Source organism: Bombella sp. ESL0380 (genome assembly GCF_009725805.1).
In the GTDB taxonomy this organism is placed as follows: domain Bacteria; phylum Pseudomonadota; class Alphaproteobacteria; order Acetobacterales; family Acetobacteraceae; genus Bombella; species Bombella apis.
Window position 1 is genome coordinate 150,282 of sequence record NZ_WNIH01000002.1, and the last position, 25,310, is coordinate 175,591.

Genomic DNA, 25,310 nt, shown 5'->3' on the forward strand with positions numbered 1-25,310 from the left:
CCGGAATGTGCTGTATGGGAGGGGGATGGCGAATATGAGAGGATAGGTTTCAGAGTGACTGGATGTGCAGGGGAAAATGAAATCCTGTTTCGGGAAGAAGAGGATTTTCTCAGAACCCAGCTGATTACCTATCTGGGAAATAAAAGGGCGCTTCTGGATTTCATCGAGGCAGCCATCGTCGATGTGAAAACAAGGCTTGGCAAGGATCACATTGATTTTCTTGACCTTTTTTCAGGAACAGGCGTCGTGGCCCGCATGGCCAGACGCCATGCCAGATGTATCCACTGCAATGATCTTGAAGAGTACAGCTTCGTTACGAATACCTGCTACCAGACGAACAGGGGGGCTCTTGATATTCATGAGCTGGATCATGAAATCCGGCGGATCAGACGGGATGTTGAAACGAATTTCGAGCCGGGCTTCATTGCGGAATTATATGCTCCGCAGGATGATCGCACCATAAAATACGGAGAAAGAGTTTTTTACACGAGACGGAATGCCATTTTTCTGGACAGTTTTTGTAGAGCTCTTGCCCAGACACCGGATCATCTGAAACCGTATGTTCTTGCTCCGGTCATTGCCCAAGCTTCCGTGCACACGAATACATCTGGTGTTTTCAAGGGATTTTACAAGAATCGGGCCGGATTTGGTCAGTTTGGAGGAGATTCCCGCAATGCCTTGTCCCGCATCATGCGGAATATTGAGGTGGTTGCGCCGGTTCTGAGCCATTTTTCCTGTGAGTCGTTCATTCATAAGGGCGATGCGAATGACGTTGTAAGGGATGTTGGGAAGGTGGACATTGCCTATTTTGATCCCCCTTACAATCAGCATCCTTATGGATCGAACTATTTCATGCTGAATATCTTATGTGATTACAGGAGACCGCTTGATATCAGTCGGGTTTCCGGCATCCCGAAGGAGTGGAACAGATCTTTCTACAACAAGGCACGACATGCAGAGACACGTCTCTTTGATGCCATTGACAATGTGAAAGCCGATTTCGTGCTTATTTCCTATAATTCCGAAGGGTTCATCAAGCGTGACCGTTTCATATCGGAACTCTGGTCCTTGGGGGAGGTGAGTGTCATGGATACGTGTTACAACACGTTCCGTGGCTGCCGGAATCTGTCTGACAGGGACAGATATGTAACAGAGAATCTGTATCTGGTGGACAAAAGGTAAGGATACACGACCAGAAAGGACGGGATGGCATGCGGGACCTGCCTGTTGGCAGCTCCCACATGATGCAGGGGGCTCAGGGTGTGTTCAGTACGTCCTGCATCCCGTAAAGGCCGGGGGTGCGGCGGGGATCAGCCAGCCAGAGGGCGGCTTTCAGTGCCCCACGGGCGAAGACACGGCGGTCCAGCGCCCGGTGGGAGAGGGAGATTTCCTCATCAGCGGCAAAGAAGCGCAGATCATGCTCGCCAACAACCTGCCCGCCTCGCAGGGAGGCAAAGCCGATGGCACCATCAGGCCGTTTCCCGTTCTGATCCAGCCGCCTGACAGCCTCGAAGTCATCATCCCGGCCTGCGGCTACGGCTCGACCGATGGCCAGTGCCGTGCCAGAAGGTGCATCCAGCTTCTGGCGGTGATGGACTTCCAGAATTTCAGCATCGTAGTCCGGCAGGGCGGCGCCGAGCTGACGGGCCAGGGAAAGCAGCATCGTCAGGGCCGGGGAGAAATTGGCCGCCTGTAGAACGGCTACCTGTCCGGCGGCTTCATGCACGGCCTGCTGGGCTGCTCCGTCCAGCCCTGTTGTGCCCAGAACCCAGGCACAGCCTGCCGCAGCGAAGGCTTTGGCATGGGCGGGGACAAGACTGGCATGGCTGACATCAATGATGACATCGCATCGGCTGGCCAGTTCTGATGCGCTGGAGACGATGTTGCGGGCAGGGTCTGCCGTGCGGGACAGGCCGCCAGCCAGAAGGGCCCCGGCCTCCTCGGCGCAGAGATGGCCAAGACGCCCCGTGATGCCAGCAATGCCGATGCGGGGGGAGGTGTTGCTCATCGTTGGTGTCCTTTACCGGTGGTCAATGAGCTTTTTGACACGGGCAAAGAAGCCGGTATGTTCTGGGCTGCCTTTGCTGTGGTCACCGCTTTCGGCCTCAAACTCCTCCAGCAGCTCACGCTGGCGCTTGGTCAGATGGCTGGGTGTTTCCACGGTGATGCGGATATACATGTCACCTCGTGCCTTGGAGTGCAGGACGGAGAAGCCCTTGCCACGAAGGCGGAAATTGTCGCCTGTCTGTGTCCCGGCAGGGATTTTCACCATTGTCCGGCCACCATCAATCAGCGGCACTTCGATCTCGTCGCCCAGAGCGGCCTGTGTCATGCGCAGGGGCACACGGCAGTGGATATTGGCTCCTTCACGCTCGAAGATGCTGTGACTGTCCACTGTGACCAGAACATAAAGGTCCCCGGGCTGGACACCTTCACCTCCGGCTTCGCCCTTGCCTGCCACACGGATGCGGGTGCCATCTTCGATCCCAGCCGGGATGTCGATTTTTACGGTCTCTCTGGCGGCTTCCGTACCGCTGCCGTGGCAGCTGTGGCATGGATTGCTGACAGTCTGGCCTGCGCCGTTACAGGTGGGGCAGGGGCGCTCCACCACGAAGAAGCCCTGCTGTACCCGCACGGCACCCTGCCCGTGACAGGTCTGGCAGGTCTGCCGGCTGGCGTTGGGATCGGCCGAACCTGAACCATGACAGCTGGAACATGCCTTGCGTGTGGCGATCTCGATCTCCCTGCTGATGCCTGAGAAGGCTTCCGTCAGGGAAATGTCGACCTGGACCTGTACATCCTCGGCCTGACGCTGCTGGCGGCCACGACGTCCGCCCATATTGAACATCTGCTCGAAAATGTCGCCCAGACCGCCAGCATCAAAACCGCCGAAGCCGCCACCAAAACCACCGGCTCCACCGCTGCCGCCCATACCGTTCTGGAAGGCATCATGGCCGAAACGGTCATAGGCGGCCCGTTTCTGGTCGTCTTTCAGCACTTCGTAAGCGGCATTGACTTCCTTGAATTTCAGCTCGGCCTTTTCGTCCCCCGGATTGCGGTCGGGATGGTAGCGCATGGCCAGCTTGCGATAGGCCTTTTTGATCTCTTCACCGCTTGCGGAGCGGGAGACACTGAGTGTCTCGTAATAATCCATCTGTGTAGCCATAGTGATCCTCAGTCACGCAGGAGAGCGGACACCCGGACAAGGCGTGCGGGGTGTGGCCTGCCGGAGCCGGACAGGTGCAAGGCCCTCAATGTAAAAAGGGCGCCTGTTCCCCGCAGAGAGAGGGAAACAAGACGCCAACCGCAGGAAGGGAGCCCGGCCTGTCGGCACGGACTCCGTCCCTTTTCAGCGATTATTTCTTTTTCTTGTCGTCAACATCTTCGAATTCAGCATCGACGACATCTTCGTCAGTCTTGCCACCGGCCTGATGTTCCTCACCGGCGGAGGCACCGGCCTGATGGACGGCCTGACCAACCTTCATGGCAACCTGTGTCAGATGCTCGCTGGCGCTCTTGATGGTCTCGGCATTGTCGCCTTCCAGAGCCTCGCGGGCCTTCTTGATGGCTTCCTCGGCTTCGGTCTTGTCAGCGGCCGGAACCTTGTCACCATTTTCGGAGAGGGTCTTCTCCGTCTGATGGATCATGGCTTCGGTGCTGTTACGCAGGTCCACCAGCTCACGGCGGGCCTTGTCAGCAGAGGCGTTCTCCTCAGCTTCCTTGACCATGCGATCAATGTCGGCATCGGAGAGACCACCATCGCTTTTGATGGAGATGTTCTGCTCCTTGCCTGTGGCCTTGTCCTTGGCGGAGACATTCACGATACCGTTGGCGTCAATGTCGAAGGTCACTTCAATCTGCGGCACACCACGGGGAGCCGGAGCGATGCCTGTCAGGTCGAAGTTGCCGAGCAGCTTGTTGTCCGCAGCCATTTCGCGCTCACCCTGGAAGACCTTGATGGTCACGGCAGGCTGGTTGTCTTCGGCTGTGGAGAAGGTCTGGCTCTTCTTGGTCGGGATCGTCGTGTTGCGGTCGATCAGACGGGTGAAGACACCACCCAGCGTCTCGATACCGAGGGACAGCGGGGTCACGTCCAGCAGCAGCACGTCCTTCACGTCACCCTGGAGCACGCCACCCTGCACGGCGGCACCGATGGCAACCACTTCGTCCGGGTTCACGTTGCGGGCGGGTTCCTTGCCGAAGAACTCCTTCACGCTTTCCACGACCTTCGGCATACGGGTCTGGCCACCGACAAGGATGACTTCCTTGATGTCAGCCGGTGTCAGATCAGCATCCTTGAGGGCCTTGCGGCAGGGCTCCAGAGAGCGCTTAATGAGGTCTTCAACGAGGCTTTCCAGCTTCGCACGGGTCACCTTGACGACCAGATGCTTCGGACCGGAGGCATCTGCCGTGATGAAGGGCAGGTTGACTTCCGTTTCCTTGGCGGAGGACAGCTCGATCTTGGCCTTCTCGGCGGCTTCCTTCAGGCGCTGGAGGGCCATCTTGTCCGTGCGCAGGTCCAGACCCTGCTCACGCTTGAACTCGTCAGCCAGATAGTCGATCAGCTTGTTGTCGAAGTCTTCACCGCCGAGGAAGGTATCACCATTAGTGGACTTCACCTCGATCACGCCATCGGAGATTTCGAGGATGGAGATGTCGAACGTACCACCACCAAGGTCATATACGGCCACGTTGCCGGAATCGCCTTTCTCGAGCCCGTAAGCGAGAGCGGCGGCGGTCGGCTCGTTGATGATGCGCTTGACGTCCAGACCAGCGATGCGGCCAGCATCACGGGTGGCCTGACGCTGTGCATCGTTGAAGTAGGCCGGAACGGTGATGACGGCTTCGGTCACCTTCTCGCCCAGATAGGCCTCTGCCGTCTCTTTCATCTTGCCGAGAACGAAGGCGGAAATCTGGGACGGAGCGTAGTTCTCACCACGGGCACGCACCCATGCATCGCCGTTGTCACCCTTCACGATTTCGTAGGGAACGGTCTTCTGGTCCTTGGCGACGGTCGGGTCATCGTAGCGGCGACCGATCAGACGCTTGACGGCATAAAGCGTGTTGGTGGGGTTGGTGACGGCCTGACGCTTGGCGGCCTGACCGACCAGACGCTCACCGCTATCTGTAAAGGCAACGACAGACGGCGTGGTGCGGGCACCTTCGCTGTTCTCGATCACCCTGTTCTCGTTACCCTCGCGGACTGCAACGCAGGAGTTGGTGGTCCCGAGGTCAATACCAATAATCTTGCCCATGGATATCTGTCCCTTTTCAGCGGCTTCCCACAACCCCTCAAGGCATTGGGAGAAGCCCTATTGCGACGTTATCAGGTCTGGGGGCAGGCCAAGGCCTGCAACACCCTTGCTGTTCGATCTGGGGAGGGGTGTCTTGTGTTTCAAGAGCAGGAATGGAAAAGATTTACAGTGTCCTGCTGGAGGTGTGAGGAGTTTCTTTTTGGTCAAGGTCTTCTTTTTCGGGTAAGGTCCCACCTTTACCCTGCAACCGGTTTCATCCGTGGGAGCCTGTCTTCTGTCCTGTCTGTTTTCCCTGTTCCGCAAGGCGGGCCGTCTTCTGCCCCTGTTTTCCGAGCCGGGGCGGGGCCCGACCTGGTGTTCGGTTCTTTTTCTGCCGTCTGCTGCTTTTCTGCTGCTGTGTGCCTGCCAGCCCATAGGGCCGGAACATCTCCAGAATGATCAGCTGGCTTATTCCCGGGCACTGGGGGAAGTGCAGAAACGTGAGATGCTGCTCAATATCGTGCGGCTGCGTTATGGCGAGCCGCCTGCGTTTCTTGACACGACACAGGTGATTGCCGGTTACAACTTCTCCCGCAGTGTTTCGGGGGGGTACTATGGCTATCCGGCTTCTGCTGTCAGCAATTACCTGTTTGGAACGGGGACACTTTCCCAGGCGGAAAATCCGACCATCACCTATCAGCCTCTGACAGGTGAGCAGTATGCGGAAAATGTGGTGCGTCCCATTTCGCCCACGGCCATCATGCCGCTCAGTCTTGGTGGCATGGCCATCGACACTCTCCTGCGGCTGACGGCACAGTCCATTGATGGATTGTCCAATGTGCGGGGTGTCGGGCCATTCGGGGGTGGGTCCGTGCGGTTCTACCTGCTTCTGCATGACCTGCGCCAGCTTCAGCTGGCCGGGGCGATGACGGTACGTATTTCTACCGATGACCCGGCTGCCTCCGGCAAGGGGGGGAAATCGGGTGCCAGCAGTGCAACCGGTCAGGGGAATGGCAATGCCGGGTCCGGCAATGGTGGCGGGGGATCAGGCAATACGTCTGGCGAGCATATCTATCTTGTGCTGACAACCACGGCGGACAGCAATCTTCAGGCCATACAGGGGGAGGTACGCCGCCTGCTGCATCTGGAGCCCAATACGGCGGAGGCGGAGATCGTCTATGGGCCATATCCGAAGAAACAGGGGCAGATCGCCATTCTCACACGGTCCATGCTCGCCATGCTGACCCAGCTTTCCTACGAGATGGAAGTGCCGGAGAAGGATGTCCGCTCCGGCAGGACCCTGCCGACCATCGGGCAGGTTGGCATCGAGAGCCGCCCTGAGGTTGCCATTCATTCCGGCAGGAATGAACCTGGGGAAAGCTATGTTTCCGTTTTCTATAAAAAGTGCTGGTACTGGATTTCCGATACGGATTTCCGTAGCAAGGAGGCATTCACCATGGTGCAGGTCCTCAGTACCCTTGCGGCAACCAGTCATGGCGGCGGTGCCGTCGTGACGATTCCGGCAGGGTGACCGGGCACGGGATGGGTGTGGACATAGCGGAAAAATGGTCATGAAGCAGAAACCGGTGATCCTTCAGATTCTGCCGGCATTGGGTATTGGCGGCCTTGAGCGTGGCGCCATCGACATGGCCGAAGCCATAAGTCAGGCCGGTGGCCGGGCGCTCGTGGCGGCGGAGGGTGGAGCTCTGCTGTCCCGTCTGCGGTATGTCGGTGGTGAGCATGTGGAGCTGGCGTTTCGCAAGAGGATGTCCCTGCGGTATTTTTTCAGCCGGGTGAAGGCCTTGCAGATGCTGATCCGGCAGGAGGGGGTCGATCTTGTCCATGCCCGGTCCCGGTATCCGGCTCTTGTGGCGGTTGTGGCCTGCCGCCGGGAGAAAGTGCCGTTGGTGACGACCTGGCACGGTGACCACCAGACGAATTTCTGGCTCAAGAAGTTCTATAATTCCGCTCTGGTACGGGGGCAGCGTGTCATTGCCGTTTCCGAGCATATTGGCGAGAGACTGCGGCATGATTACAGGGTTGGGGAGGACAGGCTGCGCATCATCCCCCGTGGCAGTGATCCGGAGATTTTTTCCCCGGGGGCGGTGAAAGGCCTCCAGATGCAGACGCTGCTGGAGCGCTGGCGAATTGGTGAGGAAAGCCGCATCATTCTCATGCCCGGCCGCATGACCCGCTGGAAAGGACAGGAATGTCTGATCGAGGCTCTTGGCTATCTGGCCACCCATCATCCGGGGCTGGACTGGGTCTGCGTCATGGTCGGGCCAGGGGAGGACAGCAGCTATGCCCGGATGCTGCACAGGATGGCCGAGGAGCGGGGCATAGCGACTCGTCTGCGTTTTGCTGGTCCCTGCCGGGACATGGCAGCGGCCTACCGGCTGGCGCATGTTGTGACGGTGCCTTCTCTCCGGCCTGAGCCCTTCGGGCGGGTGCCGGTGGAAGCACAGATGATGGGCTGCTGGGTGATCGGCTCGGCCCGTGGCGGCCTGAAGGAAACCATACAGCATGGTGAAAGCGGGACGCTTGTTCCGGCGGGGGACCATCGGGCGCTGGCCGGTGCCCTGAGGGAAGTGCTGGACGTGCCACCAGAACTTATGGCAGAGCGGCAGGACGAGATCCGTGCCCATGCTCTTGCCCATTATACCAAGCAGCACATGCAGCGGGCGACGCTGGGCGTGTATGATGAGCTGCTTCCTGCTGGCTTGCGGGAAGCGTTTGTGCGCTTTCATGAGGAGAGGGATGCAGGTTCATGAAGCCTGAACAGGAGAGAAAGACCGGCGAAGCCCCCATGACAGCACGGCAGGAGCGCCAGCTGCGGGAAGCCCAGGCCCTGCGGGCCAACCTTCTGCGTCGCAAACAGCAGCAGCGCAGCCGTCCGGCCGTGTCTGGGCGTGTAACAGCCTCTGCCAGCCAGGGGGATCGCTGAGTGACCAGCCCGCGTCTGCCACTGCCATCGCGGCAGGAGGTTGCCCTCGGTATCATCACGGTGTTGTGGGGGGGGACCTACTACATCATCCAGATGGCGCTGAAGACTAGCGGTCCTCTGTTTTTCATCGGGGTCCGGTTCCTCATCGCTGCCCTGTTTGTGGTCTGTTTTGTTGGGCGCAAGCATATCATGCAGGGGATTCCACGTTCGGAGATATGGCGTGGCGGGCTGATCGGTATCGTGCTGGCTTTCGGTTACATCTGTCAGACGATCGGGCTGATGAGCATCACCAGCAGCCGTTCTGCCTTTCTGACAGCTCTCTATGTGCCGTTGGTGCCGCTGCTTCAGTGGATCATCCTGCGCAAGGCTCCGAGCAGGAGTGGGATTGCCGGCATTTTTCTTGCCTTCGTTGGGCTGGTTCTGCTGGCCGAGCCGTGGAAGACCGGCCTGACCATGAGCACGGGTGACGGCCTGACCCTGCTGGGGACTTTTTCTTACGCTTTTGAGATCATCTGCGTCGGGCTGTTCGCTCTTCACACGGATAGCCGCCGCATGGCGTTTGTCCAGCTTGTGGCGGGTGGACTTTTTGCTTTCTGTGCCATGCCGGTAATGGGAGAGCATGTGCCCGCCTTCAGCTGGGGCTGGATGGGGTGTGCGCTGGTGATGGGCATTGTGAGTGCGGCTACCCAGCTGGTGCTCAACTGGGCGCAGAAAACGGTCTCTCCCACCAAGGCGACCCTCATCTATTCCAGTGAGCCGATCTGGGGGGGGCTGGTTGGCTGGGTGACGGGTGACGTGTTGACGATGACCACGCTCATTGGGGCTGGTTTCATTGTGGCTGGTGTGCTGGCCAGTGAGGTAAAACCCCGCTGGCCCCGCTTCCGTCGGACGTTGCGTGGTGGTGCTGTGCGTGAACTGCCTTCGGAGAGGAAGCGTCGCCGTCGGCTCAGCATGTCTGAGCTGGTGATCCGTGGTTCATCGGGGGATTGACCCCCTCCGGGCCGTTCCTCCGCTTTGCGCCGGGGCAGACAGATGATATGACAGGGCAGGCCCGGCTGGTCGGGTCTGTCTCTGTCCGGGGGCGGTCTGTCCCTGTCAGGTTTTTGTCGATTTTCAGTAAGACATCACCATCCACAAGGGAGAACGGCCATGTCGATCATGCCTGACCACTGGATACGCCACATGGCGCAGGAACACGGCATGATAGAGCCGTTTGTCGAGGCGCAGAAGCGTGAGAAGGTCATTTCCTACGGGTTGTCCTCCTATGGGTATGATGCTCGTGTCGCTGATGAATTTCACATCTTCACAGATGTTGACAGTGCCGTGGTGGACCCCAAGAATTTCTCTGCTGACAGTTTCGTGACACGCCGCGGGGACATCATCATCCCGCCCAACAGTTTTGCATTGGCCCATACGGTGGAATATTTCCGCATCCCCCGTGATACGCTGGTCGTGTGCCTTGGCAAGTCCACCTATGCCCGCTGTGGGATCATCGTCAACGTCACACCGCTGGAGCCGGAATGGGAGGGGCAGGTGACCATCGAGATCAGCAATACCACCCCCCTGCCAGCCCGTATCTATGCCAATGAGGGCATCTGCCAGTTTCTGTTTTTTCAGGGAGCCAGTCCTTGTGAAGTCAGCTATGCTGACCGTGCCGGAAAGTATATGCGCCAGTCCGGTGTAACGCCCCCGCGGCTTTAAAATTCAGACAAGCAGAGAACCTCATCCAGCCTGTGAGGCACGGTGATGGGATGAGGTATGGAGAGAGACAGATGGATTATTTCCTGATCGAAGGTGGCCACCGTCTTGAGGGGCGCATTTCTGTTGGTGGGGCCAAGAATTCGGGCCTGAAACTGATGGTGGCCGCCCTGCTTTCCGAAGGGCCTCTCATTCTTTCCAATATTCCCGATATTGCGGATATCCGTACCATGCGGACCCTGCTGGGGCAGCTGGGTTATGACGTGGTGGAGATTGATGGTCCCCGGCAGCTCAGCCTTGGTGGAACCATCCAGTCGGTAGAGGCTCCTTACGACATCGTGTCCCGGATGCGGGCCTCCATTCTTGTTCTGGGACCTCTGCTGACCCGTATGGGAGAAGCCCGTGTCTCCCTGCCGGGTGGGTGTGCCATCGGGACACGCCCGGTGGACCTTCATCTCAAAGGACTGGAGGCCCTGGGCGCCGAGATCACGCTGGAGGGGGGTTACATCAATGCCAGAGCGCCCAATGGCCTGAAGGGCGGGCGTGTCGTGCTGCCATTCCCCAGTGTGGGGGCGACGGAGAATGTTCTCATGGCAGCCACGCTGGCCCGTGGCACGACGGAGATCGTCAATGCTGCCCGGGAGCCGGAAATTCTGGACCTTGCCAACTGCCTCAATGCCATGGGGGCGAAGATCACCGGGGCACATTCCGGCACCATCATGGTAGAGGGGGTGGAGCAGCTTCATGGTGCTCGTTACTCCGTCATGCCAGACCGCATCGAGTGTGGCACCTATGCCTGCGCCGTGGGCATGACGGGTGGGGATGTCCTGCTGGAAGGTGGCCGCATGGTAGATCAGGAAGCGGTTGTCTATGCGCTCCAGCAGGTTGGCGTGGATGTTACGGAAGAGGCTGATGGCTTGCGGATACGGAGTGAGGGAAAGCTGCGGGGGCTGGACCTGACAACCGAACCTTACCCCGGTTTTCCGACCGACATGCAGGCGCAGTTCATGGCCATGCTCTCTGTAGCGGAGGGAGCGTCCATGATCACGGAAACGATCTTCGAGAACCGTTTCATGCATGTGCCGGAACTGAACCGCATGGGGGCCAACATCACCATCCAGGGGCGGTCAGCCGTGATCCGTGGGGTGGAACGCCTCTCTGGTGCCAAGGTGATGGCCACGGATCTGAGGGCATCTTTTTCACTGATCCTGGCTGGCCTCGTGGCCGAGGGTGAGACGGAACTGAGCCGTGTCTATCATCTCGACCGTGGGTATGAGCATGTGGAGAAGAAGCTCTCCGCCTGCGGGGCCAAGATCAGGCGTGTGAAGGTTTCTTCAGACGCCGCATGACGCTGGGCACGTCCGTTACGACCTCGTAGAGGGTTTCTGCCCCTGCATCGGCGAAACCCTGTGCCTGCGTGGCCTGCAGCAGGGCGATGAGCGGGTCGGCCCAGCCGTTGGTGTTGAGAATGATGATGGGCCGCTGGCTCAGCCCCAGCTGGCGGTTCACGAGAACCTCCATGAATTCGTCGAATGTGCCAAACCCTCCGGGGAGGATGACATAAGCGTCAGCTTCTTCGAATAGCCGGGCTTTCCGGCTGGGCATGTCTTCTGTCACTTCCAGGTCTGTGACGCCTTCATGCAGGATTTCCTGCGCTTCCAGAAAGCGGGGAATGATGCCTTTTACGGTACCGCCGGCCAGCAGGGTAGCATCGGCCACGGCGCCCATCAGGCCAGCAGTCCCGCCCCCATAGACGAGAGTGAGACCCGCTTCCCCCAGGGCTGTTCCGAGGGCACGGGCTACCTGCATGTGAGCCGGATCGTGCCCGGGGCGTGACCCGCAGAAGACGGAGCAGGAGCGGATGGTCATGATGGACTGTTTCCTCCGAACAGAAAAATGCCGGGCAGAGAAGACTGTACCCGGCATTCTGGCAACTGGCAGCCCCGCTGGGGAGGAACCGGGAAAGGCCCCACCCAGCAGGCGGCTGTTGGTCAGGCAGCGTTTTTCGGCACACCACATCCCGGAATACGGGAGAAGATGGCACTGAAGGCGATACCACTGATGCAGAGCACACCAGCCACGGCAAACATGACACCCCAGCCCATGTGGTCACGCAGACCGCCCATGAACCAGCTGGAAATCACGATGGTCAGGTCGGTGAAGATGGAGTAGGCGGCGATCAGGATACCGTGGAACTCCGGCCCATCGGTACGGACGGCCATGGTGCCCATGGCGGGGAAGAGCAGGGAGAAGCCCGCACCCGTCAGTGCAGCACCGATCAGGCCACCCGTGGGGTTGTGCACCAGGCAGAAGACGGCCATGGCAATGGCTTCCGTCACCAGGGACATGTAAGCGATCGGCACACCGCCATGCTTGTCGATCTGGCCGGAGACGAAAATACGCATGAAGATGAAGCAGGCAGCGAAAACGCCGAAGGCCACACCCAGGCCAGCCCAGTGGTTATCCGTGTAATACAGGGCCAGGAAGCTGTTGACCGTACCAAAGCCGACAGACCCGGCAGCCAGAGCGGCACCATACGGCAGCACTTTCTTGACGGCGAGGGCGAAGGACATCGGCTTGCCTTTGCTCGGCAGCGGCTTGATGGCTTTGTAGAAGGTCAGCAGGATGATGCCGCCAATACCCAGCAGGGTGGCAAAAATGCCGACGGGCAGCAGCCGGATGTTCGGCAGGATGCCGCTGAGGAACTGGCCGACGGTCACGCCAACAGCGATACCACCGTAGGAGGTGACACCGTTCCAGGAAATGGCGACGGAGGAGTGCGCAGGGCCGACGCGGCGCAGGTTCCATGTCGTGACGGAGGTGGAGGTGCAGCTCTCGGACCAGCCGATGAAGAGACGGCTGATGAGGGCAATGCCCAGGGCCACATAGCGGGACGTGTCATTCAGGCCCATGAAGCTGGGGATCAGAGCCGCAAGGCACATCAGCAGGCCGGAGATGGTGCAGAAGATGAGACCATACCGCAGAATGGCCTTGGGGCCATGCACGTCAATGCGATGACCGACGATCACACGCCCCATGGCGGTACCGATGTACTGCAGGGAGATGGTGCTGGCGGCAATGGCTGTGCTGAAACCCAGCGTGTTGTGCACGAACTGGGCACCAATGATGGCATTGGGCAGCCCGATGACAAAATAGACAAGGAGGTTGAACAGGACTACGGGCATGACCCGCATGGTCGGCGAGCACGTATAGGTTGCGTCTTCATCAGACATGGGCGTCCCCTTTGCAGTTTCCGCAAGCCGTGCCCACCTGGTAACTGTAACCGGCACAGCCTTTCTTGGTTATCGACCATAGGTGAGAAAGCCTTTTGCGTCACGGGGCAATGATTTGCCCAGCTTGCATAGTTATGAATGGCTGCCATGCAGGGATATCAGTAGGATGATATCTGGCTGGTTGGGGTAAAGCGTTTCACTTTTTCTTCTTCACCATGATACAGGGCGGCCTGATCACGATGATGAGCGACCGGCCATTGCTGCGAAGGAGCCGATGATGATTGATGATGCGGTAAAGAAAGCCTGTGAGGATGCAGGCTACCAGATTCTTTCTTCCGAGATGGTTTATGAAAACCCATGGACTGCGGTGCGGGAAGACAGGATCATCCATCCTGGTGGCAGGAAGGGCCTGTACGGCGTTGTCGAACGGGGGACGTTTGCCGTCATCATGCCCATGCATGCTGATGGTCGCCTGACACTGGTCCAGCAGTTCCGCTACCCGGTGGGAAAGCGGCTCTGGGAGTTTCCCATGGGCATGTGGGAGACACGGCCGGATGCAGATGCCACGGAGCTTGCCCTTGGTGAGCTGCGGGAGGAAACGGGCCTGCGTGCCGGTGAGTTGATCCATGCAGGGACACTGTATCAGGGAGCTGGATACTCCACGCAGATGGGGCATGTTTTTCTGGCCCGGAATCTTGTCCGTGGTGAGGCCGAGCGGGAAGCGACGGAAGCCGACATGAAGGTGAAAGACATCCCGCTTGCCGAGTTTGAGCGCATGATCGTGGAAGGGGAGATGACTTGCATGGTTACGCTGGCCGCCTATGCCCAGATACGGGCCCGGGGTTTGCTCTGAGGAGTCCCGTTCCGTTGCGGGCGGCAGTCCGCCCCGCTCTTCTGGTCCTGCTTCTGGTGGGAGGGCCGCTGCTTTTGTGGCGGATTCCGGCCATCCAGCATGGGCTGGGACTGATGCGGGAGTGGGCCGGGCAGCCTTATGCGGCCCTGCGGGTCCTGCCGCTGGCCGTGCTGTATTGTGCTTTTGGTCTGCCCCGGCAGGCACTCTGTTTCGTGCTGGGAGCGGGGTTTGGCATTGGCATCGGGGTGGTGGAGGCCAGCCTGGCCTATGGGGCCGGTGCCCTGCTGGGCTATGGCTGGGGGCGGCTCTGGCGGTGGAAATGCCCGGTCAGGGCGGTTTACGTGCCGTGGTTCATCCGGGCTGGACAGCGGGCTCCATTCCGCATGGTGGCCTGTGCCCGGCTGCTGCCGGTCGGGTCTGCCCTCCTGGTATCAGTCTCGTCTGGCATGGCGGGGCTTGCAGTTGGCCGGTTCCTGCTGGCGACCATGCTGGGAGGGTTGCCCCAGAATCTGGTTTTTCTTCTGGCTGGCAGGGGTGTAGAACTACGCCATGGCTGGGCACTGGTTACCGCCGCCGTGCTGGCACTTCTTTCCGCCGTGTTGGGAGGCTGGGTATTACGCGGGTTTCACAAAGAGATGAGATGGGAAAGGCAGGATAGCGGAGCATGAAGACGTCACAGCATGGCTTTTTTGAACATGCCCTGATTGGCAAACCGCTTATCAAGGGTGGGAAGATGCCTTTCTGGCTGCCGATCCTTCTGGGAACGCTGACGGCGGTTGGCCCTGTCTCGACAGATATCTATCTGCCGGCCCTGCCAGAGATGGAGCAGCAGCTTGGTTCCGCACCGGGAACGGGCAGCCTGACGATGGCGGCCTGGGTGGCGGGGCTGGCCATCGGGCAGATCATTGTCGGGCCGGTGACGGACCGCTTTGGTCGTCGTCGTCCGCTGCTTGTGGGTACCCTGTTCTATGCTCTGGCCGCAGCAGGCTGTGCCCTTTCGACCTCCATGCCCATGCTCTGTTTCTTCCGGGCTTTTGCCGCCCTGATGGGGGCTGCCAGCCTCGTGGTGCCCAATGCCTGCGTCAGGGACCTGACAGTCGGTGACGCCACGGCGAAGATGATGTCCCGCCTTATTCTCATACAGGGTGTCGTGCCCATTCTGGCGCCGGCTCTGGGTGGTTTTGCTCTCCAGTTCATCAGCTGGCGGGACATTTTCTGGGCAACGTCCCTTTATGGTGTAGTGGGGCTGCTGGCGGTCTTCCTTTTCCTGCCAGAAACACTGGATGGCGAAGACCGTCACCCCATGCGTCTCTGGCCCATTATCGTCCGGTATGGGCAGACCCTGAAGGACAGGAACTACCGCTTCAATGCGCTCATCTGGATGGTGCAGGGATTCGTCATTTTCACCTATCTGACGGCTGCACCCTTCCTCTTCGAGAGCGTGTATGCGTTCACGCCGTTCCAGTATGGCGTGCTGTTTGGCGTGATGGCGGTGTGCATGATCGGTTCGTCCCAGATCAATGCCTGGCTGCTGAACTACTATCACAGCCGGACCCTGCTTCGGGCCGGGCTTGCCATCAGCTGCGTCGGGGCGGTTGTACTGCTGGGGCTGGCCATCTGGTCTGCACTGGATGTCGATGCGGCAGGGCATCTCAGGCACATCTATCTCTGGCCACTGTTCGGGGCGATGCTCTGTGCGCTGGGGCCGGGGGGATGCATTGGCCCCAATGCCATGGCCGGTGCCCTGCTGACACAGGGGCGCAATGCCGGTGTCGCTACCGCTCTGGCGGGGACGGGGCAGTATGTGTTCGGTATTCTGGCCAGTGTCATGTTCTCATGGCTGCCGGTGGGTACGGCGATCCCAATGGGGGGAATGCTGCTGGCGGCTTTCCTCCTCATGATCCTGTTTGCCCGCATGGCTCCCTGATGGCAGCAAGGAGAGCCTTCCCTTTCAAAAGGACGGCACAAGGGCCTATAAGGGGGGCTTCGTGCATATCATGACCTGCAATGTGAAGGCCTGCCATGTCCTTTGAAGACCCTGCTCCGCTGGATTTGAAACAGTATATCCGTGAAGTTCCGGATTTTCCGAAACCGGGCATCCTGTTCTATGACATTTCCACCCTGATCCGGAATCCGGAAGCGTGGCAGGTGGCTACGGGGCGTCTGGCGCAGGCGGTGGCCCGCTTTCAGCCAGACCTTCTGGCAGGAATCGAGAGCCGTGGCTTCCTCACGGCAGCTCCGCTGGCAACCCGCCTCGGCTGTGGTTTCACCATGCTGCGCAAGCCGGGCAAGCTGCCGGGCAAGACCATTTCCCACAGATACAGCCTCGAATATGGTGAGGATGAGCTGCACATCCAGGCGGATGCCGTCCGTCCCGGCCAGCGTGTGGTGGTGCTGGATGATCTTCTGGCAACCGGCGGTACGCTGGCTGCTTCCATCGACCTTCTGCGCAAGGCTGGGGCCGAGGTTGTCGGGGCTTCCGTGATGATCGAGCTGCTGGCTCTGGGAGGCCGTGGAAAGGTTGACGTGCCGGTTACGTCCCTTCTGACATACGAGGACTGAGCCGGGACAGGGCCTACAGGAGGCAGCATGATGTCGGATTCCCTGCCCGTGACGGCGGTCCTGCCGGCTTTGCTGGAGGCACTGGCTGCTGGCTCCAATGCCGTGCTGGTGGCCCCGCCGGGTGCCGGGAAGACCACGGCCGTGCCGCCTTTTCTGCTGGAGGCTGCGCCTGGCTGGCTGGGGGATGGCCGTATCCTGCTTGTGGAGCCACGGCGTGTGGCCGTACGGGGAGCGGCCCAGCGCATGGCGGCCTTGCGGGGTGAAGCCCCCGGCGGGGTGATCGGCTATCGCACCCGCATCGACAGTGCCGTTTCGGCCCGGACCCGCATTGAAGTCGTCACGGAGGGTCTGCTGGTCCGCCGCCTGCTGGCAGACCCCCTGCTGGATGGCGTATCTGCCGTCCTGTTTGATGAAGTGCATGAGCGGTCACTGGATGGCGACACGGCTCTGGGGTTCTGCCGGGACATGCAGCAGAGCCTGCGGCCGGAGCTGCGGCTCGTGGCCATGTCCGCCACGCTGGATGCGGGCATTTTCACGACCGCCCTTCAGGCCCCGCTGATCGAGAGTGACGGACGGCAGCACCCGGTGGAGGTCCGCTACCGGCGGGACATTGCCCATCTGCGTGATCTGCCGGAGAGCTGTGCCCAGGCCGTGGCGCAGGCCTGGCGGGAGGAAGAGGGCTCCATTCTGGCGTTCCTGCCCGGGGTGGGAGAAATCCGCAGGGCGCAGGCCAGTCTTCAGGGACTTCTTGGGGACCGGGTGCCTGTCCATCCTCTGTACGGGGAGCAGTCGGTGGAGGATCAGGCCCGTGCGCTGGCTCCGGAGTCCGGGCGGCGTATCGTGCTGGCGACATCCATTGCTGAAACGTCCGTGACGGTTCCCGGTGTGCGTGTGGTGGTGGATGGTGGCTGGCGGCGTCTGCCCCAGCGTGATGCCGGTACGGGCCTGCCCCGCCTTCATACACGGCGCATTTCCCGGGCAACGGCGGAACAGAGGGCAGGCCGTGCGGGGCGTCAGGCTCCCGGTATTGCCATCCGTCTCTGGTCTGAAATGACCCAGCGTAGCCTGATCGTGCAGGAAGTCCCCGCCATAAGGGAGGCGGACCTGTGTGATTTTGCCCTCGTGACGGCAGCCTGGCAGCAGGCGATGGGCACGGCCCCGGCGGCTCTGCCGCTCATCGAGCCAGCCCCGGAGGGGGGACTGGCCGCAGCGCAGTCCCTTCTCCAGTTTCTGGGGGCTCTGGATGGTCAGCGGGAGCTGACGGCTCTGGGGCAGCGGATGGTCGGGTTTGGTACGCATCCCCGGCTGGCTGCGATGCTCTGCGCTGCCCGGACGGTGGAGGAGATGGCCGTGGCGGCCTGTCTGGCGGCCCTTCTGGAAGAACGTGATCCGCTGGGCGGCCGTGGGGGCCGGGGAGGAGAGGCCTCCGCTGACCTCCGGCTGCGTCTGAAACTCTTCATGCAGGATGATGCCCGTGTTCCCAGGCATGTGTTGCGGCAGCTCCGCCATGCTGCGGGGCGGTTCCTGCGCCGGGCCGGGCAGGGGACAGGGCCGGATGGTCTTGCGGACCCCGTGAGCGATGGGCTGACGGGTCACGTCGCGGGACGTCTGGTGGCGGCGGGGTTCCCTGACCGTCTGGCACAGCGGACCAGTGCCGATGGACGGTACCGTCTGGCAGGAGGTGGCAGTGCCCGCTTGGGGGCGACAGACCCGCTGGTGCAGGAGGACCTTCTGGCTGGGGCGGCCTTCCATGTCCGCAAGGGGACGGACATGACCCTTGCGGCTCCGGTCACGTTGGAGACCCTGCCCGATTCCGTACAGGCCAGCCTGAAGGAACAGCGGGAACCGGCCCTTGATGGTACATCGGGCAAGGTTATTGTCCGGCAGAGGCTGCGGCTGGGCAATCTGGTGCTGAAGGATCGTAACGTCCCCCCCGAGGCGGAAGACATCACGGTGGCCCTTCTGGCGAAGGTGCGGTCTGATCTGGCCCGGCATCTGGACTGGTCGGCGGCGGCCCGCCAGTTTCAGGCCCGTGTTGCTCTGGCCCGGACGCATTATGCGCCCCATCTGTCTGATTTGTCTGACGAGGCTCTGGCCGAGGACATGGAGTGGCTGGAACCGTGGCTTGCGGGACTGGACCGGCTCACACAGATTCAGGAGCTGGACCTTGTGGCCATTCTGGCCAGCCGTCTGTCCTACGAGGACAGGCAGGAGCTGGACCGCCAGCTTCCGTCCCATGTGGCTCTGAAGGTCGGGCGCAGGCGCATTGATTACACGACGGTCGTGCCATCCCTTTCTGCCCGGGCGCAGGACTTTTATGGCACCACGGCCCTGCCGAAGCTGGCAGGTGGCCGGGTGCCGCTCCATGCTACCCTGCTGTCCCCTGCCGGACGGCCACAGGCCGTGACGGCGGACCTTGCCCAGTTCTGGACGTCAGGCTGGCTGGACATGCGGCGGGACATGCGGGGGCGCTACCCCAGACATAAATGGCCCGAAAATCCCGCCGAGGAGGCTTGAGGCCGTTCAGTCTCCGGTTTTCTGTCTCCGGTGGTTCGAGTATGTGCTGCTTCGGGGAGGAGAGGCCATCATATGGTATCGCCCACACGGGTGGATTGTATGACGAGGGGCAGGACCTGCTCGTGATATTGGTCCTTGCGGTAAATGTTCTTCACCATGTGGGGATTGAGGCCCTTCGCCAGAATGTTTTCCATCCTGATGTCGAATTTGTTCAGGTTGTTGAAGACGACTCTTGTGAACAGGATGGGGCCGGTCACTTTCAGTGTTGCCACGCTGCCCGTGCTGTGCAGGTTGGGCGTGTAAAGGAAGATGTTGGCGATCAGCTGGTTGATGACCTTGGCCATAAGAGGATGGCCCGGCGCACAGATGAGACACCATATGGGGAATTCACCCCCTTCAATGTGGGACAGTTCGGCTTTTTTGCCCCATTCGAAGTATTGGGGCAGGCTCCAGTCCCATTGTGAAATGATGAACTGGTCGTCATCACGGATAATGGAGGATAATGGCCGGCTGCTGCCCGATTTCATGTCCAGATAGACGCCGCCATGCTGATACAGGCAGAGATATCTGAAAAAATCCGCCTGTGCTGCGCCATAGAGGCGGTTCAGCCGCAGATAGACACTCAGCACGTCCCATCCATAATGGGTATGGATGAAGTCAATGCGGTCTTTTTCTGAATAATACCGGTACTCCCAGTCCTTATTCATTGTTTTCAGGGACGTTATGTTTTCAAGATAGCCTGTTTCCGGGTGAAGGGCATTGTCTGTCTGGTGGATGATGTGCGGTATATGGGGAGAAAAAGGTTTTTCCTGAACGAATTTGAATGGAATGCTCGAGAGGCGTCTGAACTCTTCCCACCAGTTGGCCTTGTTGGCGAAGCCGAAGGTGCCTTCGGGGCGGGCGGACAGGAAATTGCCGTCTTTCAGCAGGACGAACGTATCATCCTTCGGGTTCAGGACGGTGATGCCATGTGCCGTCAGCTGTTCATGGGTGGGGAGGCAGGCCCTGTAATGTTCGATGTCGCAGAAATCGACATGCCTGAACTCATCATTCTGGATGATGAGAACCGTAAAGAAATACGTCACGAAAATCGGGTGATGCAGGGCAATTGCATTACGTTCGCTGTGGGCTGTCATGTATCCGTCCTTCTGGCGCATCCGGCATGTCTTTTTCAGGTCTTCAGGAGGTAGGGGGCATGGTTGTTTTCAGCCCGTGCTGTCTGAATGCTGGGTCTTTCCTGACCTGCCCTGCCTGCCCTGAAAATGAAAGAAAAGTAAACTGCCACGGAGACCGGGTCCCTGCAAGTATTTTGCAAGGTGGAGATGGGGTGTTTTCTGCTGGGGCGGGCTGATATGTGGTACAGCCTGAAGGTCAGGAAGGTGCTTTCAAACGGGATGGAGTGTGGTAGGGAGTGGAAGACTTGAAGAGACATTGCGGCAGCCGTGCCGCAGTGAGGGGAGCGCATGTGAATGCAGCCGGTTATGAGGCACTTGGTCTGGTCTGTCCTGCTGCCGGCGGCCGTGGGGAGCATGGTGGCTGCGGGCGTATGCCTGTGGTGGGTGCCTGGTGGGGAAAAGGTTCCCGAGCCGATAAAGAACACGAGCCTGTATAAAGCGGTCCGTCATCCGCCTGTCCCGGTATCGTCTCCGCTTGTGCTGCCGCCTGCTGCCACACCGGTGGGGGCCTTGCCCGTGGGTGTGAACCATGAAGCGCCCGCTTTGCGGGAGGCGTTGAATCTGCCCAGTTTTGCGCCGCTGGTCCATCAGGTCATTCCGGCGGTGGTGAATATTTCAATCTCTCATGCGTCATCCTCGGCGGATGAGGATGATGAGGGAGAGCCTGATACGGCCTCTCCGCCTGCCAGCCAGGAGCAGCGCCGCGCTTCACCGGCCCCCCGGAAGAAGCATCGTCTCCGGCATCATGTGACGGGCAAGGGGCATCACATGCTGCATCCGGCTGATGACGAGCTGACAGGGGCGGGATCCGGTTTCGTGGTGGATGCTTCTGGCATCATCGTGACGAACCGGCATGTCATCGGCCACGCCACGAGGATCATGGTGTCCCTGTCTGACGGCCGCTCCCTGCCCGCTCACAGCCTGGGGGATGACCCGATGACGGATATTGCCGTCATCAAGGTGGATAGCCCGACACCGCTGCCCTGCGTTTCCTGGGGGGACAGTCGGCAGGTGGAAATCGGGGACTGGATACTTGTGGCAGGCAATCCGTTCGGGTTCGGGTCGTCAGTGACGGCAGGCATTGTTTCTGCTGTCGGGCGTGATCTGGGCAGTGGGGCGCTGGATGACTTCATGCAGCTGGATGCCCCCATCAATCCGGGCAATTCTGGTGGGCCTGCTTTCAATCTCCAGGGGCAGGTCGTGGCGATGAACGCCGCCATTGCGTCCCCCAGTGATGGTTCCGTGGGGATTGGCTTTGGCATTCCGTCGGAAATCGTGGCGCCTGTCGTGGAGGCCATCCGCCAGACGGGCCATGTGGAACATGGCTGGCTGGGTGTGACGCTCAACGATTCCAGTTTCCCCATGTGGGTGGAGGATGTGGATCCTCACGGAGCGGCATGGCGGGGAGGCCTGCGGAAGAAGGATGCCATCCTGGCGATTGGCAACATCCCGGTGCATGATGCCCGGACGGTGTTGCGCAGTGTTGCGGCAGCCCATCCCGGGACGGTTTTCAATTTCACCATAAGGCGGGAGGGCAAGATCATCACCCTTCCGGTTGCGCTGGGCAAGCGCCCCACGACGGTTTTCTAGGGCTGGCTGCCCCTCCATCAGGGTGCAGTCGGGGGTTCCCTGTCTGCCAGACGGGCCTGGGCGCTGACGGTGACACGGACGGTCTGCATTTCTGCCGTGCTCTCCGGTGCTGCGGCAGCGCTGCGGGCTTCGGCCATCATGAGCATTGGGCCTGCGGGGTGGAGCGGTTCAAAACCATCTGCGCCGTGGCTCCCGATACGCACACGTTCCAGACCAATCAGGGTCTGGCCCAGAGCGGCGGCATCTTCCTCGGCCTGCTGGCGGAGCTTTTTCAGGGCCCCCAGACGGGCCTGCTTTTCCAGCTTTTCACGGGTCTCGGGGTTGAGAGTCCATTGCATGTCCTCAAGGCCCAGCCCCAGTTTCTGAAGTTTTTCGGCCAGAGCAAGCAGGCCGTCACGGTTCTGGCTGCTCAGGGTCAGGCTCTGGCGGGCAACCCAGCTGCGTTTGTCATGAGGACCATATTCCTGCCCGACCGTGTAAGTCTCCGCCGTACTTTTCACGTCCGGCTGATCTTTCAGGATGGCCATGGCACTGCTGACAAGCTGGTTGAGGTGCTGCTGGGTGCCGGTGGGAGAACTGCCCTCCGTTCTGGCTGAAAAGCGTATGGAGAGCGTATCTGCCTTTGCCTGTGCTTCATCAGAAACGGCAAAGGCGAGCAGCGTACCATGTGGGTGTGGCGGCTCTGGCGGGATCATGGCAGGGGGTTCGCCATCGGGGATGGTTGGTGCTGGGGGAGCTGCCATGGCCACGCTGCCTAGCAGACATCCGGTGGCCAGTGCAGTCAGGCCCGTGAATTTCAGCGAACGATGGAGGGTCATTGGTGGGAGCCTTCCTGATTTTTCAGCAGAACAAGTGCGCGCCGCAGGCGGCCTATGCCCGCCCGTATGTGGTTCTGCTGGCAGAGTTCCTGCCCTTCTTCCTGAAGATGCCGTGCATCATCCATGGCCCCGACGGGAACATCATGAGGCATGCGCATCTTTTCTGCCAGATGCTCGCTGAGCTGGGCGCAGTAAGCCTGGCTGTCGCTGGTGATGACAAGGTCCTGCGCAGGGGTGGAGGGTTCTTCTTCCGGCAGCAGTGACCCCCAGGCGTGCCCCGGCCGGAGCGGCATCTGGGCCAGCAGGAGAAGGACAGTGAGGAAGAAAACGGTGCGCATGGTCATCAGACTATCACAGCTTGTTTGCCCGGAAGATGGGCGAGGAATGAAGATTTGGTAACAGGCCTGACGGGACGGTGTCTCATGGTGTGGTTTCCGCCGGAGTGGTGCTTCTGCCGGTCCGTTCTGCTTCTGGCAGAAGGGGCAGGAAGAGTGTGACTTTCAGGCCGGGATTGGCCTGGGTAAGGGTCAGACGGCCATGATGCAGGCTGGTGACGGCCTGTACCAGAGAGAGGCCAAGGCCGGAGCCTGGCGTGTTGCGGGCGCTTTCAGCCCGGAAGAAGCGCTCGTGGGCGCGCAGTATGTCGGCATCATTCATTCCCGGCCCCTGATCCCGGACGCTGATCTCGAGTCCCTGTGGTTTTTTCTCTGCGCCGCTGCCCGGGGCTGTTCCGGCCATGACGGGATGGGCGCTGAGGGTCAGCATACTGTTTGGTGGGGAGAATTTTATGGCATTGTCCAGCAGGTTGGCCAGTGCCTGCTGGAGCATTCTTTCATCACCAAACAGGGAGGGCAGAGGGGTGACATCCAGTGCCAGGCTCAGCCCGGCATCCTCTGCCGAGGCTTCGTAGAGTTCAGCCATGTTGGACAGGAGCTGGTTGAGGTTGACGGTCGTGAAGGCCGAGCGGCGTGCTCCTGCTTCTATCTGGGCGATCCGGAGGAGGGCCTCGAAGATGCCGGTAATGTGGTCCAGGTCCCCGATGGCTCTGTCCACGGCCGTGCGCAGTTCATCGGGTGAGGTGGCAGAGAAGAAAGCTTCTTCCAGCTGGTTGCGGGCCCGGGTTATGGGGGTGCGCAGGTCATGCGCAATGGCGTTGGAGACCTGGCGGACGCCCTCCATCAGCCGGTTGATCCTGTCCAGCATGGTATTGACCGTTTCGGCGACGAGATCGGTTTCACTGCCTGTCAGGGCGATGCGGTGGTTGAGGTCGCCATTGGCTACGGCAGAGGCTGTACGGGCGATGGAGCCAACCATGCGGCGGAAGAGGTCCCGTACCACCAGGGCGCCGCCCACGGCCAGCAGGGAGATCATGACGGCACACCAGATGAGCGTGCGGGTGATGACAGTGCTGAGGAGGGTGCGGCCCCGTATGTCGTGCCCGACAATCAGCTTGAAGCCATGCGGTAGGGTATAGGCCTTGAACTGGGCAGGCGTCGTGAAGGTGTAGCGGCGGATGGTCAGCTCGTAAAAGTGGTTCATCTTTTTGACGGCCACCGGCCAGCCCGGCAGGTTGCCCGCCATTCGCCGCCCATGGCGGTCTATCAGCAGATAGAGGGCGTCATCATCAATGTTCTGTTCCAGCCTGTCATTGATGGCCTCACTCAGGGCGGGGGCCCCGCCGTGCCCCCAGCGGTGCCGGAGTTCCTGCGCATCCGTCTCGATGAAGGCACGGACATGGTCGTTCAGCAGGTTTGTGCTGCTCCACCAGATGAAGGAGAGAAACAGCGTGGCCGAAATGAGAAACAGGACACCATAGCCCAGAGCAAAATTGATGCCCGCCGAGCGGATGGGCCAGCGCCGTTTTCCGTTCCGGCTGTGGAGGAGAGGGAGTCGGAACAGGTGGCGGCGGGACAGACGGCGGTATAGGGGTGTCCTTTCCTCTGCCATGGTGTTGGCTGTCAGTCCTGCGTGGGGCGGAGGATATAGCCTGCATTGCGGACCGTGTGGATGATGGCCGTCTCAAACGGCTTGTCCACTTTCTGGCGCAGGCGGGAGACATGGACATCAATCACGTTCGTCTGCGGGTCGAAGTGATAGTCCCAGACTTTCTCCAGCAGCATCGTCCGGGTGACAACCTGCCCCGCATGGCGGACGAGAAACTCCAGAAGGCGGAATTCACGGGGCTGGAGATCGATTTTCTGCCCATCACGGCGGACTTCGCGGGAGAGGAGGTCCAGCGTCAGGTCGCCTACGGTCAGGGATGTTTCCGGGGCGGATTCATTGTGGCCCCGGCGCCCCAGGGCTTCCACACGGGCCAGAAGCTCGGAGAAGGCGAAAGGCTTCGTGACATAATCATCCCCGCCGGCCCGCAGCCCATCCACCCTGTCATCCACGTCGGAAAGAGCGGAGAGCAGCAGCACGGGGGTGTTGTTCTTCTGGCCACGCAGGGTTTCAAGGATGTTCAGCCCGTCAATGCCACCGGGGAGCATCCTGTCGAGGATGATGATGTCGTATTTCTCGCCAATGGCCAGATACAGCCCATCCTTGCCGTTGTCGGCCTGGTCCACGTTATGGCCAGCTTCTTTCAGCCCCTTGAGGACAAAGGAGCGGACAGTCGGATCATCCTCAACCAGTAGAATACGCATTGGTCCTGCCTGTTTTCCTGATATGCTGCGTGGTGTATCGT

The 25,310-nt window shown here is 60.3% G+C and carries 23 protein-coding genes; 13 read left to right on the forward strand and 10 right to left on the reverse strand.

Features of this window, described 5'->3' with window-relative positions; translation table 11 throughout:
- Positions 1-54: 54 nt before the first annotated feature.
- Positions 55-1,182: a DNA adenine methylase gene (locus GM608_RS00950; protein WP_219811872.1), complete on the forward strand. Its 1,128-nt coding sequence runs from the start codon at positions 55-57 to the stop codon at positions 1,180-1,182.
- 73 nt (positions 1,183-1,255) lie between these two features.
- Here the strand turns inward: GM608_RS00950 and dapB are convergent, their stop codons facing one another.
- From dapB to dnaK, 3 genes are all read right to left on the reverse strand, one after another.
- Positions 1,256-2,008 (reverse strand): 4-hydroxy-tetrahydrodipicolinate reductase, encoded by a 753-nt coding sequence (gene dapB / locus GM608_RS00955; protein ID WP_043558682.1) that lies wholly within the window; start codon positions 2,006-2,008, stop codon positions 1,256-1,258.
- A 12-nt stretch (positions 2,009-2,020) separates the two neighbouring features.
- Positions 2,021-3,166 (reverse strand): molecular chaperone DnaJ, encoded by a 1,146-nt coding sequence (gene dnaJ, locus GM608_RS00960; protein WP_081562488.1) that lies wholly within the window; start codon positions 3,164-3,166, stop codon positions 2,021-2,023.
- A gap of 190 nt (positions 3,167-3,356) precedes the next feature.
- Positions 3,357-5,255, reverse strand: coding sequence for a molecular chaperone DnaK (dnaK, locus tag GM608_RS00965; protein ID WP_043558677.1), 1,899 nt, complete (start codon positions 5,253-5,255; stop codon positions 3,357-3,359).
- 484 nt (positions 5,256-5,739) lie between these two features.
- Between dnaK and GM608_RS00970 the strand changes: the two genes are divergently transcribed.
- The 6 genes from GM608_RS00970 to murA all read left to right on the forward strand — a co-directional run bounded on the left by GM608_RS00970 (position 5,740) and on the right by murA (position 11,225).
- Positions 5,740-6,765, forward strand: a complete 1,026-nt coding sequence (locus tag GM608_RS00970) for a hypothetical protein (protein WP_043558785.1) — start codon at positions 5,740-5,742, stop codon at positions 6,763-6,765.
- Between the two features lie 40 nt (positions 6,766-6,805).
- The gene (locus GM608_RS00975) at positions 6,806-8,005 is read left to right on the forward strand and encodes a glycosyltransferase family 4 protein (RefSeq protein WP_081847666.1); all 1,200 of its coding nucleotides are present in this window, start codon (positions 6,806-6,808) and stop codon (positions 8,003-8,005) included.
- Positions 8,002-8,178 carry a hypothetical protein gene (locus tag GM608_RS00980; RefSeq protein ID WP_166651588.1) on the forward strand — a complete coding sequence of 59 codons (177 nt, stop codon included), beginning with the start codon at positions 8,002-8,004 and terminating at the stop codon, positions 8,176-8,178. Before GM608_RS00975 ends, GM608_RS00980 begins: the two co-directional genes overlap by 4 nt.
- A complete protein-coding gene (locus GM608_RS00985) occupies positions 8,179-9,168 on the forward strand; it encodes a DMT family transporter (protein ID WP_227431401.1) in 990 nt (329 codons plus the stop codon).
- A gap of 159 nt (positions 9,169-9,327) precedes the next feature.
- Complete coding sequence (gene dcd / locus GM608_RS00990) at positions 9,328-9,879, forward strand: dCTP deaminase (protein WP_043558674.1); 552 nt, start codon at positions 9,328-9,330, stop codon at positions 9,877-9,879.
- A 71-nt stretch (positions 9,880-9,950) separates the two neighbouring features.
- The gene (gene murA / locus GM608_RS00995; protein ID WP_043558672.1) at positions 9,951-11,225 is read left to right on the forward strand and encodes a UDP-N-acetylglucosamine 1-carboxyvinyltransferase; all 1,275 of its coding nucleotides are present in this window, start codon (positions 9,951-9,953) and stop codon (positions 11,223-11,225) included.
- Here the strand turns inward: murA and GM608_RS01000 are convergent.
- Both GM608_RS01000 and GM608_RS01005 read right to left on the reverse strand, forming a co-directional pair.
- Positions 11,191-11,745 carry a TIGR00730 family Rossman fold protein gene (locus GM608_RS01000; protein WP_043558779.1) on the reverse strand — a complete coding sequence of 185 codons (555 nt, stop codon included), beginning with the start codon at positions 11,743-11,745 and terminating at the stop codon, positions 11,191-11,193. The two genes, murA and GM608_RS01000, sit on opposite strands and share 35 nt — an antisense overlap.
- 122 nt (positions 11,746-11,867) lie before the next feature.
- Positions 11,868-13,109, reverse strand: a complete 1,242-nt coding sequence (locus tag GM608_RS01005) for an MFS transporter (protein WP_154980919.1) — start codon at positions 13,107-13,109, stop codon at positions 11,868-11,870.
- Between the two features lie 274 nt (positions 13,110-13,383).
- Between GM608_RS01005 and GM608_RS01010 the strand changes: the two genes are divergently transcribed.
- From GM608_RS01010 to hrpB, 5 genes are all read left to right on the forward strand, one after another.
- The gene (locus tag GM608_RS01010; protein WP_043558668.1) at positions 13,384-13,962 is read left to right on the forward strand and encodes an NUDIX hydrolase; all 579 of its coding nucleotides are present in this window, start codon (positions 13,384-13,386) and stop codon (positions 13,960-13,962) included.
- A 14-nt stretch (positions 13,963-13,976) separates the two neighbouring features.
- Positions 13,977-14,630, forward strand: a complete 654-nt coding sequence (locus GM608_RS01015; protein ID WP_086441433.1) for a TVP38/TMEM64 family protein — start codon at positions 13,977-13,979, stop codon at positions 14,628-14,630.
- Positions 14,627-15,889 carry a multidrug effflux MFS transporter gene (locus GM608_RS01020; RefSeq protein WP_081847659.1) on the forward strand — a complete coding sequence of 421 codons (1,263 nt, stop codon included), beginning with the start codon at positions 14,627-14,629 and terminating at the stop codon, positions 15,887-15,889. The genes GM608_RS01015 and GM608_RS01020 overlap by 4 nt, the downstream gene beginning before the upstream one ends.
- 95 nt (positions 15,890-15,984) lie before the next feature.
- Positions 15,985-16,524 carry an adenine phosphoribosyltransferase gene (locus tag GM608_RS01025; RefSeq protein WP_043558665.1) on the forward strand — a complete coding sequence of 180 codons (540 nt, stop codon included), beginning with the start codon at positions 15,985-15,987 and terminating at the stop codon, positions 16,522-16,524.
- 30 nt (positions 16,525-16,554) lie between these two features.
- A complete protein-coding gene (gene hrpB / locus GM608_RS01030) occupies positions 16,555-19,041 on the forward strand; it encodes an ATP-dependent helicase HrpB (RefSeq protein WP_333644840.1) in 2,487 nt (828 codons plus the stop codon).
- A gap of 68 nt (positions 19,042-19,109) precedes the next feature.
- On the opposite strand, the gene GM608_RS01035 is transcribed toward hrpB, so the two are convergent.
- Entirely contained in the window at positions 19,110-20,177 is a 1,068-nt protein-coding gene (locus GM608_RS01035) for a glycosyltransferase family 32 protein (protein ID WP_249109204.1), read from the reverse strand.
- 345 nt (positions 20,178-20,522) lie between these two features.
- Here GM608_RS01035 and GM608_RS01040 point away from each other — a divergent pair, with 345 nt between their 5' ends.
- Positions 20,523-21,806 carry a S1C family serine protease gene (locus tag GM608_RS01040; RefSeq protein WP_227656456.1) on the forward strand — a complete coding sequence of 428 codons (1,284 nt, stop codon included), beginning with the start codon at positions 20,523-20,525 and terminating at the stop codon, positions 21,804-21,806.
- Positions 21,807-21,823: 17 nt separating this feature from the next.
- Here the strand turns inward: GM608_RS01040 and GM608_RS01045 are convergent, their stop codons facing one another.
- The 4 genes from GM608_RS01045 to GM608_RS01060 all read right to left on the reverse strand — a co-directional run bounded on the left by GM608_RS01045 (position 21,824) and on the right by GM608_RS01060 (position 25,269).
- Positions 21,824-22,624, reverse strand: coding sequence for an SIMPL domain-containing protein (locus tag GM608_RS01045; protein WP_156878796.1), 801 nt, complete (start codon positions 22,622-22,624; stop codon positions 21,824-21,826).
- Entirely contained in the window at positions 22,621-22,968 is a 348-nt protein-coding gene (locus GM608_RS01050; protein ID WP_227449758.1) for a hypothetical protein, read from the reverse strand. Before GM608_RS01050 ends, GM608_RS01045 begins: the two co-directional genes overlap by 4 nt.
- Before the next feature lie 76 nt (positions 22,969-23,044).
- Entirely contained in the window at positions 23,045-24,571 is a 1,527-nt protein-coding gene (locus GM608_RS01055) for a HAMP domain-containing sensor histidine kinase (RefSeq protein ID WP_086431722.1), read from the reverse strand.
- Between the two features lie 11 nt (positions 24,572-24,582).
- The gene (locus GM608_RS01060) at positions 24,583-25,269 is read right to left on the reverse strand and encodes a response regulator transcription factor (RefSeq protein WP_043558662.1); all 687 of its coding nucleotides are present in this window, start codon (positions 25,267-25,269) and stop codon (positions 24,583-24,585) included.
- Positions 25,270-25,310 lie beyond the last annotated feature (41 nt).

What these genes read in the sequence shown, in the direction of transcription:
- GM608_RS00970 (WP_043558785.1), top strand. Translation starts at nt 5,740, where the DNA reads ATGCTGCTCAATATCGTGCGGCTGCGTTATGGCGAGCCGCCTGCGTTT.
- GM608_RS01025 (WP_043558665.1), top strand. Translation starts at nt 15,985, where the DNA reads ATGTCCTTTGAAGACCCTGCTCCGCTGGATTTGAAACAGTATATCCGT.
- murA (WP_043558672.1), top strand. Translation starts at nt 9,951, where the DNA reads ATGGATTATTTCCTGATCGAAGGTGGCCACCGTCTTGAGGGGCGCATT.
- GM608_RS00975 (WP_081847666.1), top strand. Translation starts at nt 6,806, where the DNA reads ATGAAGCAGAAACCGGTGATCCTTCAGATTCTGCCGGCATTGGGTATT.
- GM608_RS01050 (WP_227449758.1), bottom strand. Translation starts at nt 22,968, where the DNA reads ATGACCATGCGCACCGTTTTCTTCCTCACTGTCCTTCTCCTGCTGGCC.
- GM608_RS01040 (WP_227656456.1), top strand. Translation starts at nt 20,523, where the DNA reads ATGAGGCACTTGGTCTGGTCTGTCCTGCTGCCGGCGGCCGTGGGGAGC.
- dapB (WP_043558682.1), bottom strand. Translation starts at nt 2,008, where the DNA reads ATGAGCAACACCTCCCCCCGCATCGGCATTGCTGGCATCACGGGGCGT.
- dcd (WP_043558674.1), top strand. Translation starts at nt 9,328, where the DNA reads ATGTCGATCATGCCTGACCACTGGATACGCCACATGGCGCAGGAACAC.
- GM608_RS01005 (WP_154980919.1), bottom strand. Translation starts at nt 13,109, where the DNA reads ATGTCTGATGAAGACGCAACCTATACGTGCTCGCCGACCATGCGGGTC.
- GM608_RS01000 (WP_043558779.1), bottom strand. Translation starts at nt 11,745, where the DNA reads ATGACCATCCGCTCCTGCTCCGTCTTCTGCGGGTCACGCCCCGGGCAC.
- GM608_RS01055 (WP_086431722.1), bottom strand. Translation starts at nt 24,571, where the DNA reads ATGGCAGAGGAAAGGACACCCCTATACCGCCGTCTGTCCCGCCGCCAC.
- dnaJ (WP_081562488.1), bottom strand. Translation starts at nt 3,166, where the DNA reads ATGGCTACACAGATGGATTATTACGAGACACTCAGTGTCTCCCGCTCC.
- dnaK (WP_043558677.1), bottom strand. Translation starts at nt 5,255, where the DNA reads ATGGGCAAGATTATTGGTATTGACCTCGGGACCACCAACTCCTGCGTT.
- GM608_RS00980 (WP_166651588.1), top strand. Translation starts at nt 8,002, where the DNA reads ATGAAGCCTGAACAGGAGAGAAAGACCGGCGAAGCCCCCATGACAGCA.
- GM608_RS01035 (WP_249109204.1), bottom strand. Translation starts at nt 20,177, where the DNA reads ATGACAGCCCACAGCGAACGTAATGCAATTGCCCTGCATCACCCGATT.
- hrpB (WP_333644840.1), top strand. Translation starts at nt 16,555, where the DNA reads ATGTCGGATTCCCTGCCCGTGACGGCGGTCCTGCCGGCTTTGCTGGAG.
- GM608_RS01020 (WP_081847659.1), top strand. Translation starts at nt 14,627, where the DNA reads ATGAAGACGTCACAGCATGGCTTTTTTGAACATGCCCTGATTGGCAAA.
- GM608_RS01060 (WP_043558662.1), bottom strand. Translation starts at nt 25,269, where the DNA reads ATGCGTATTCTACTGGTTGAGGATGATCCGACTGTCCGCTCCTTTGTC.
- GM608_RS01010 (WP_043558668.1), top strand. Translation starts at nt 13,384, where the DNA reads ATGATGATTGATGATGCGGTAAAGAAAGCCTGTGAGGATGCAGGCTAC.
- GM608_RS01045 (WP_156878796.1), bottom strand. Translation starts at nt 22,624, where the DNA reads ATGACCCTCCATCGTTCGCTGAAATTCACGGGCCTGACTGCACTGGCC.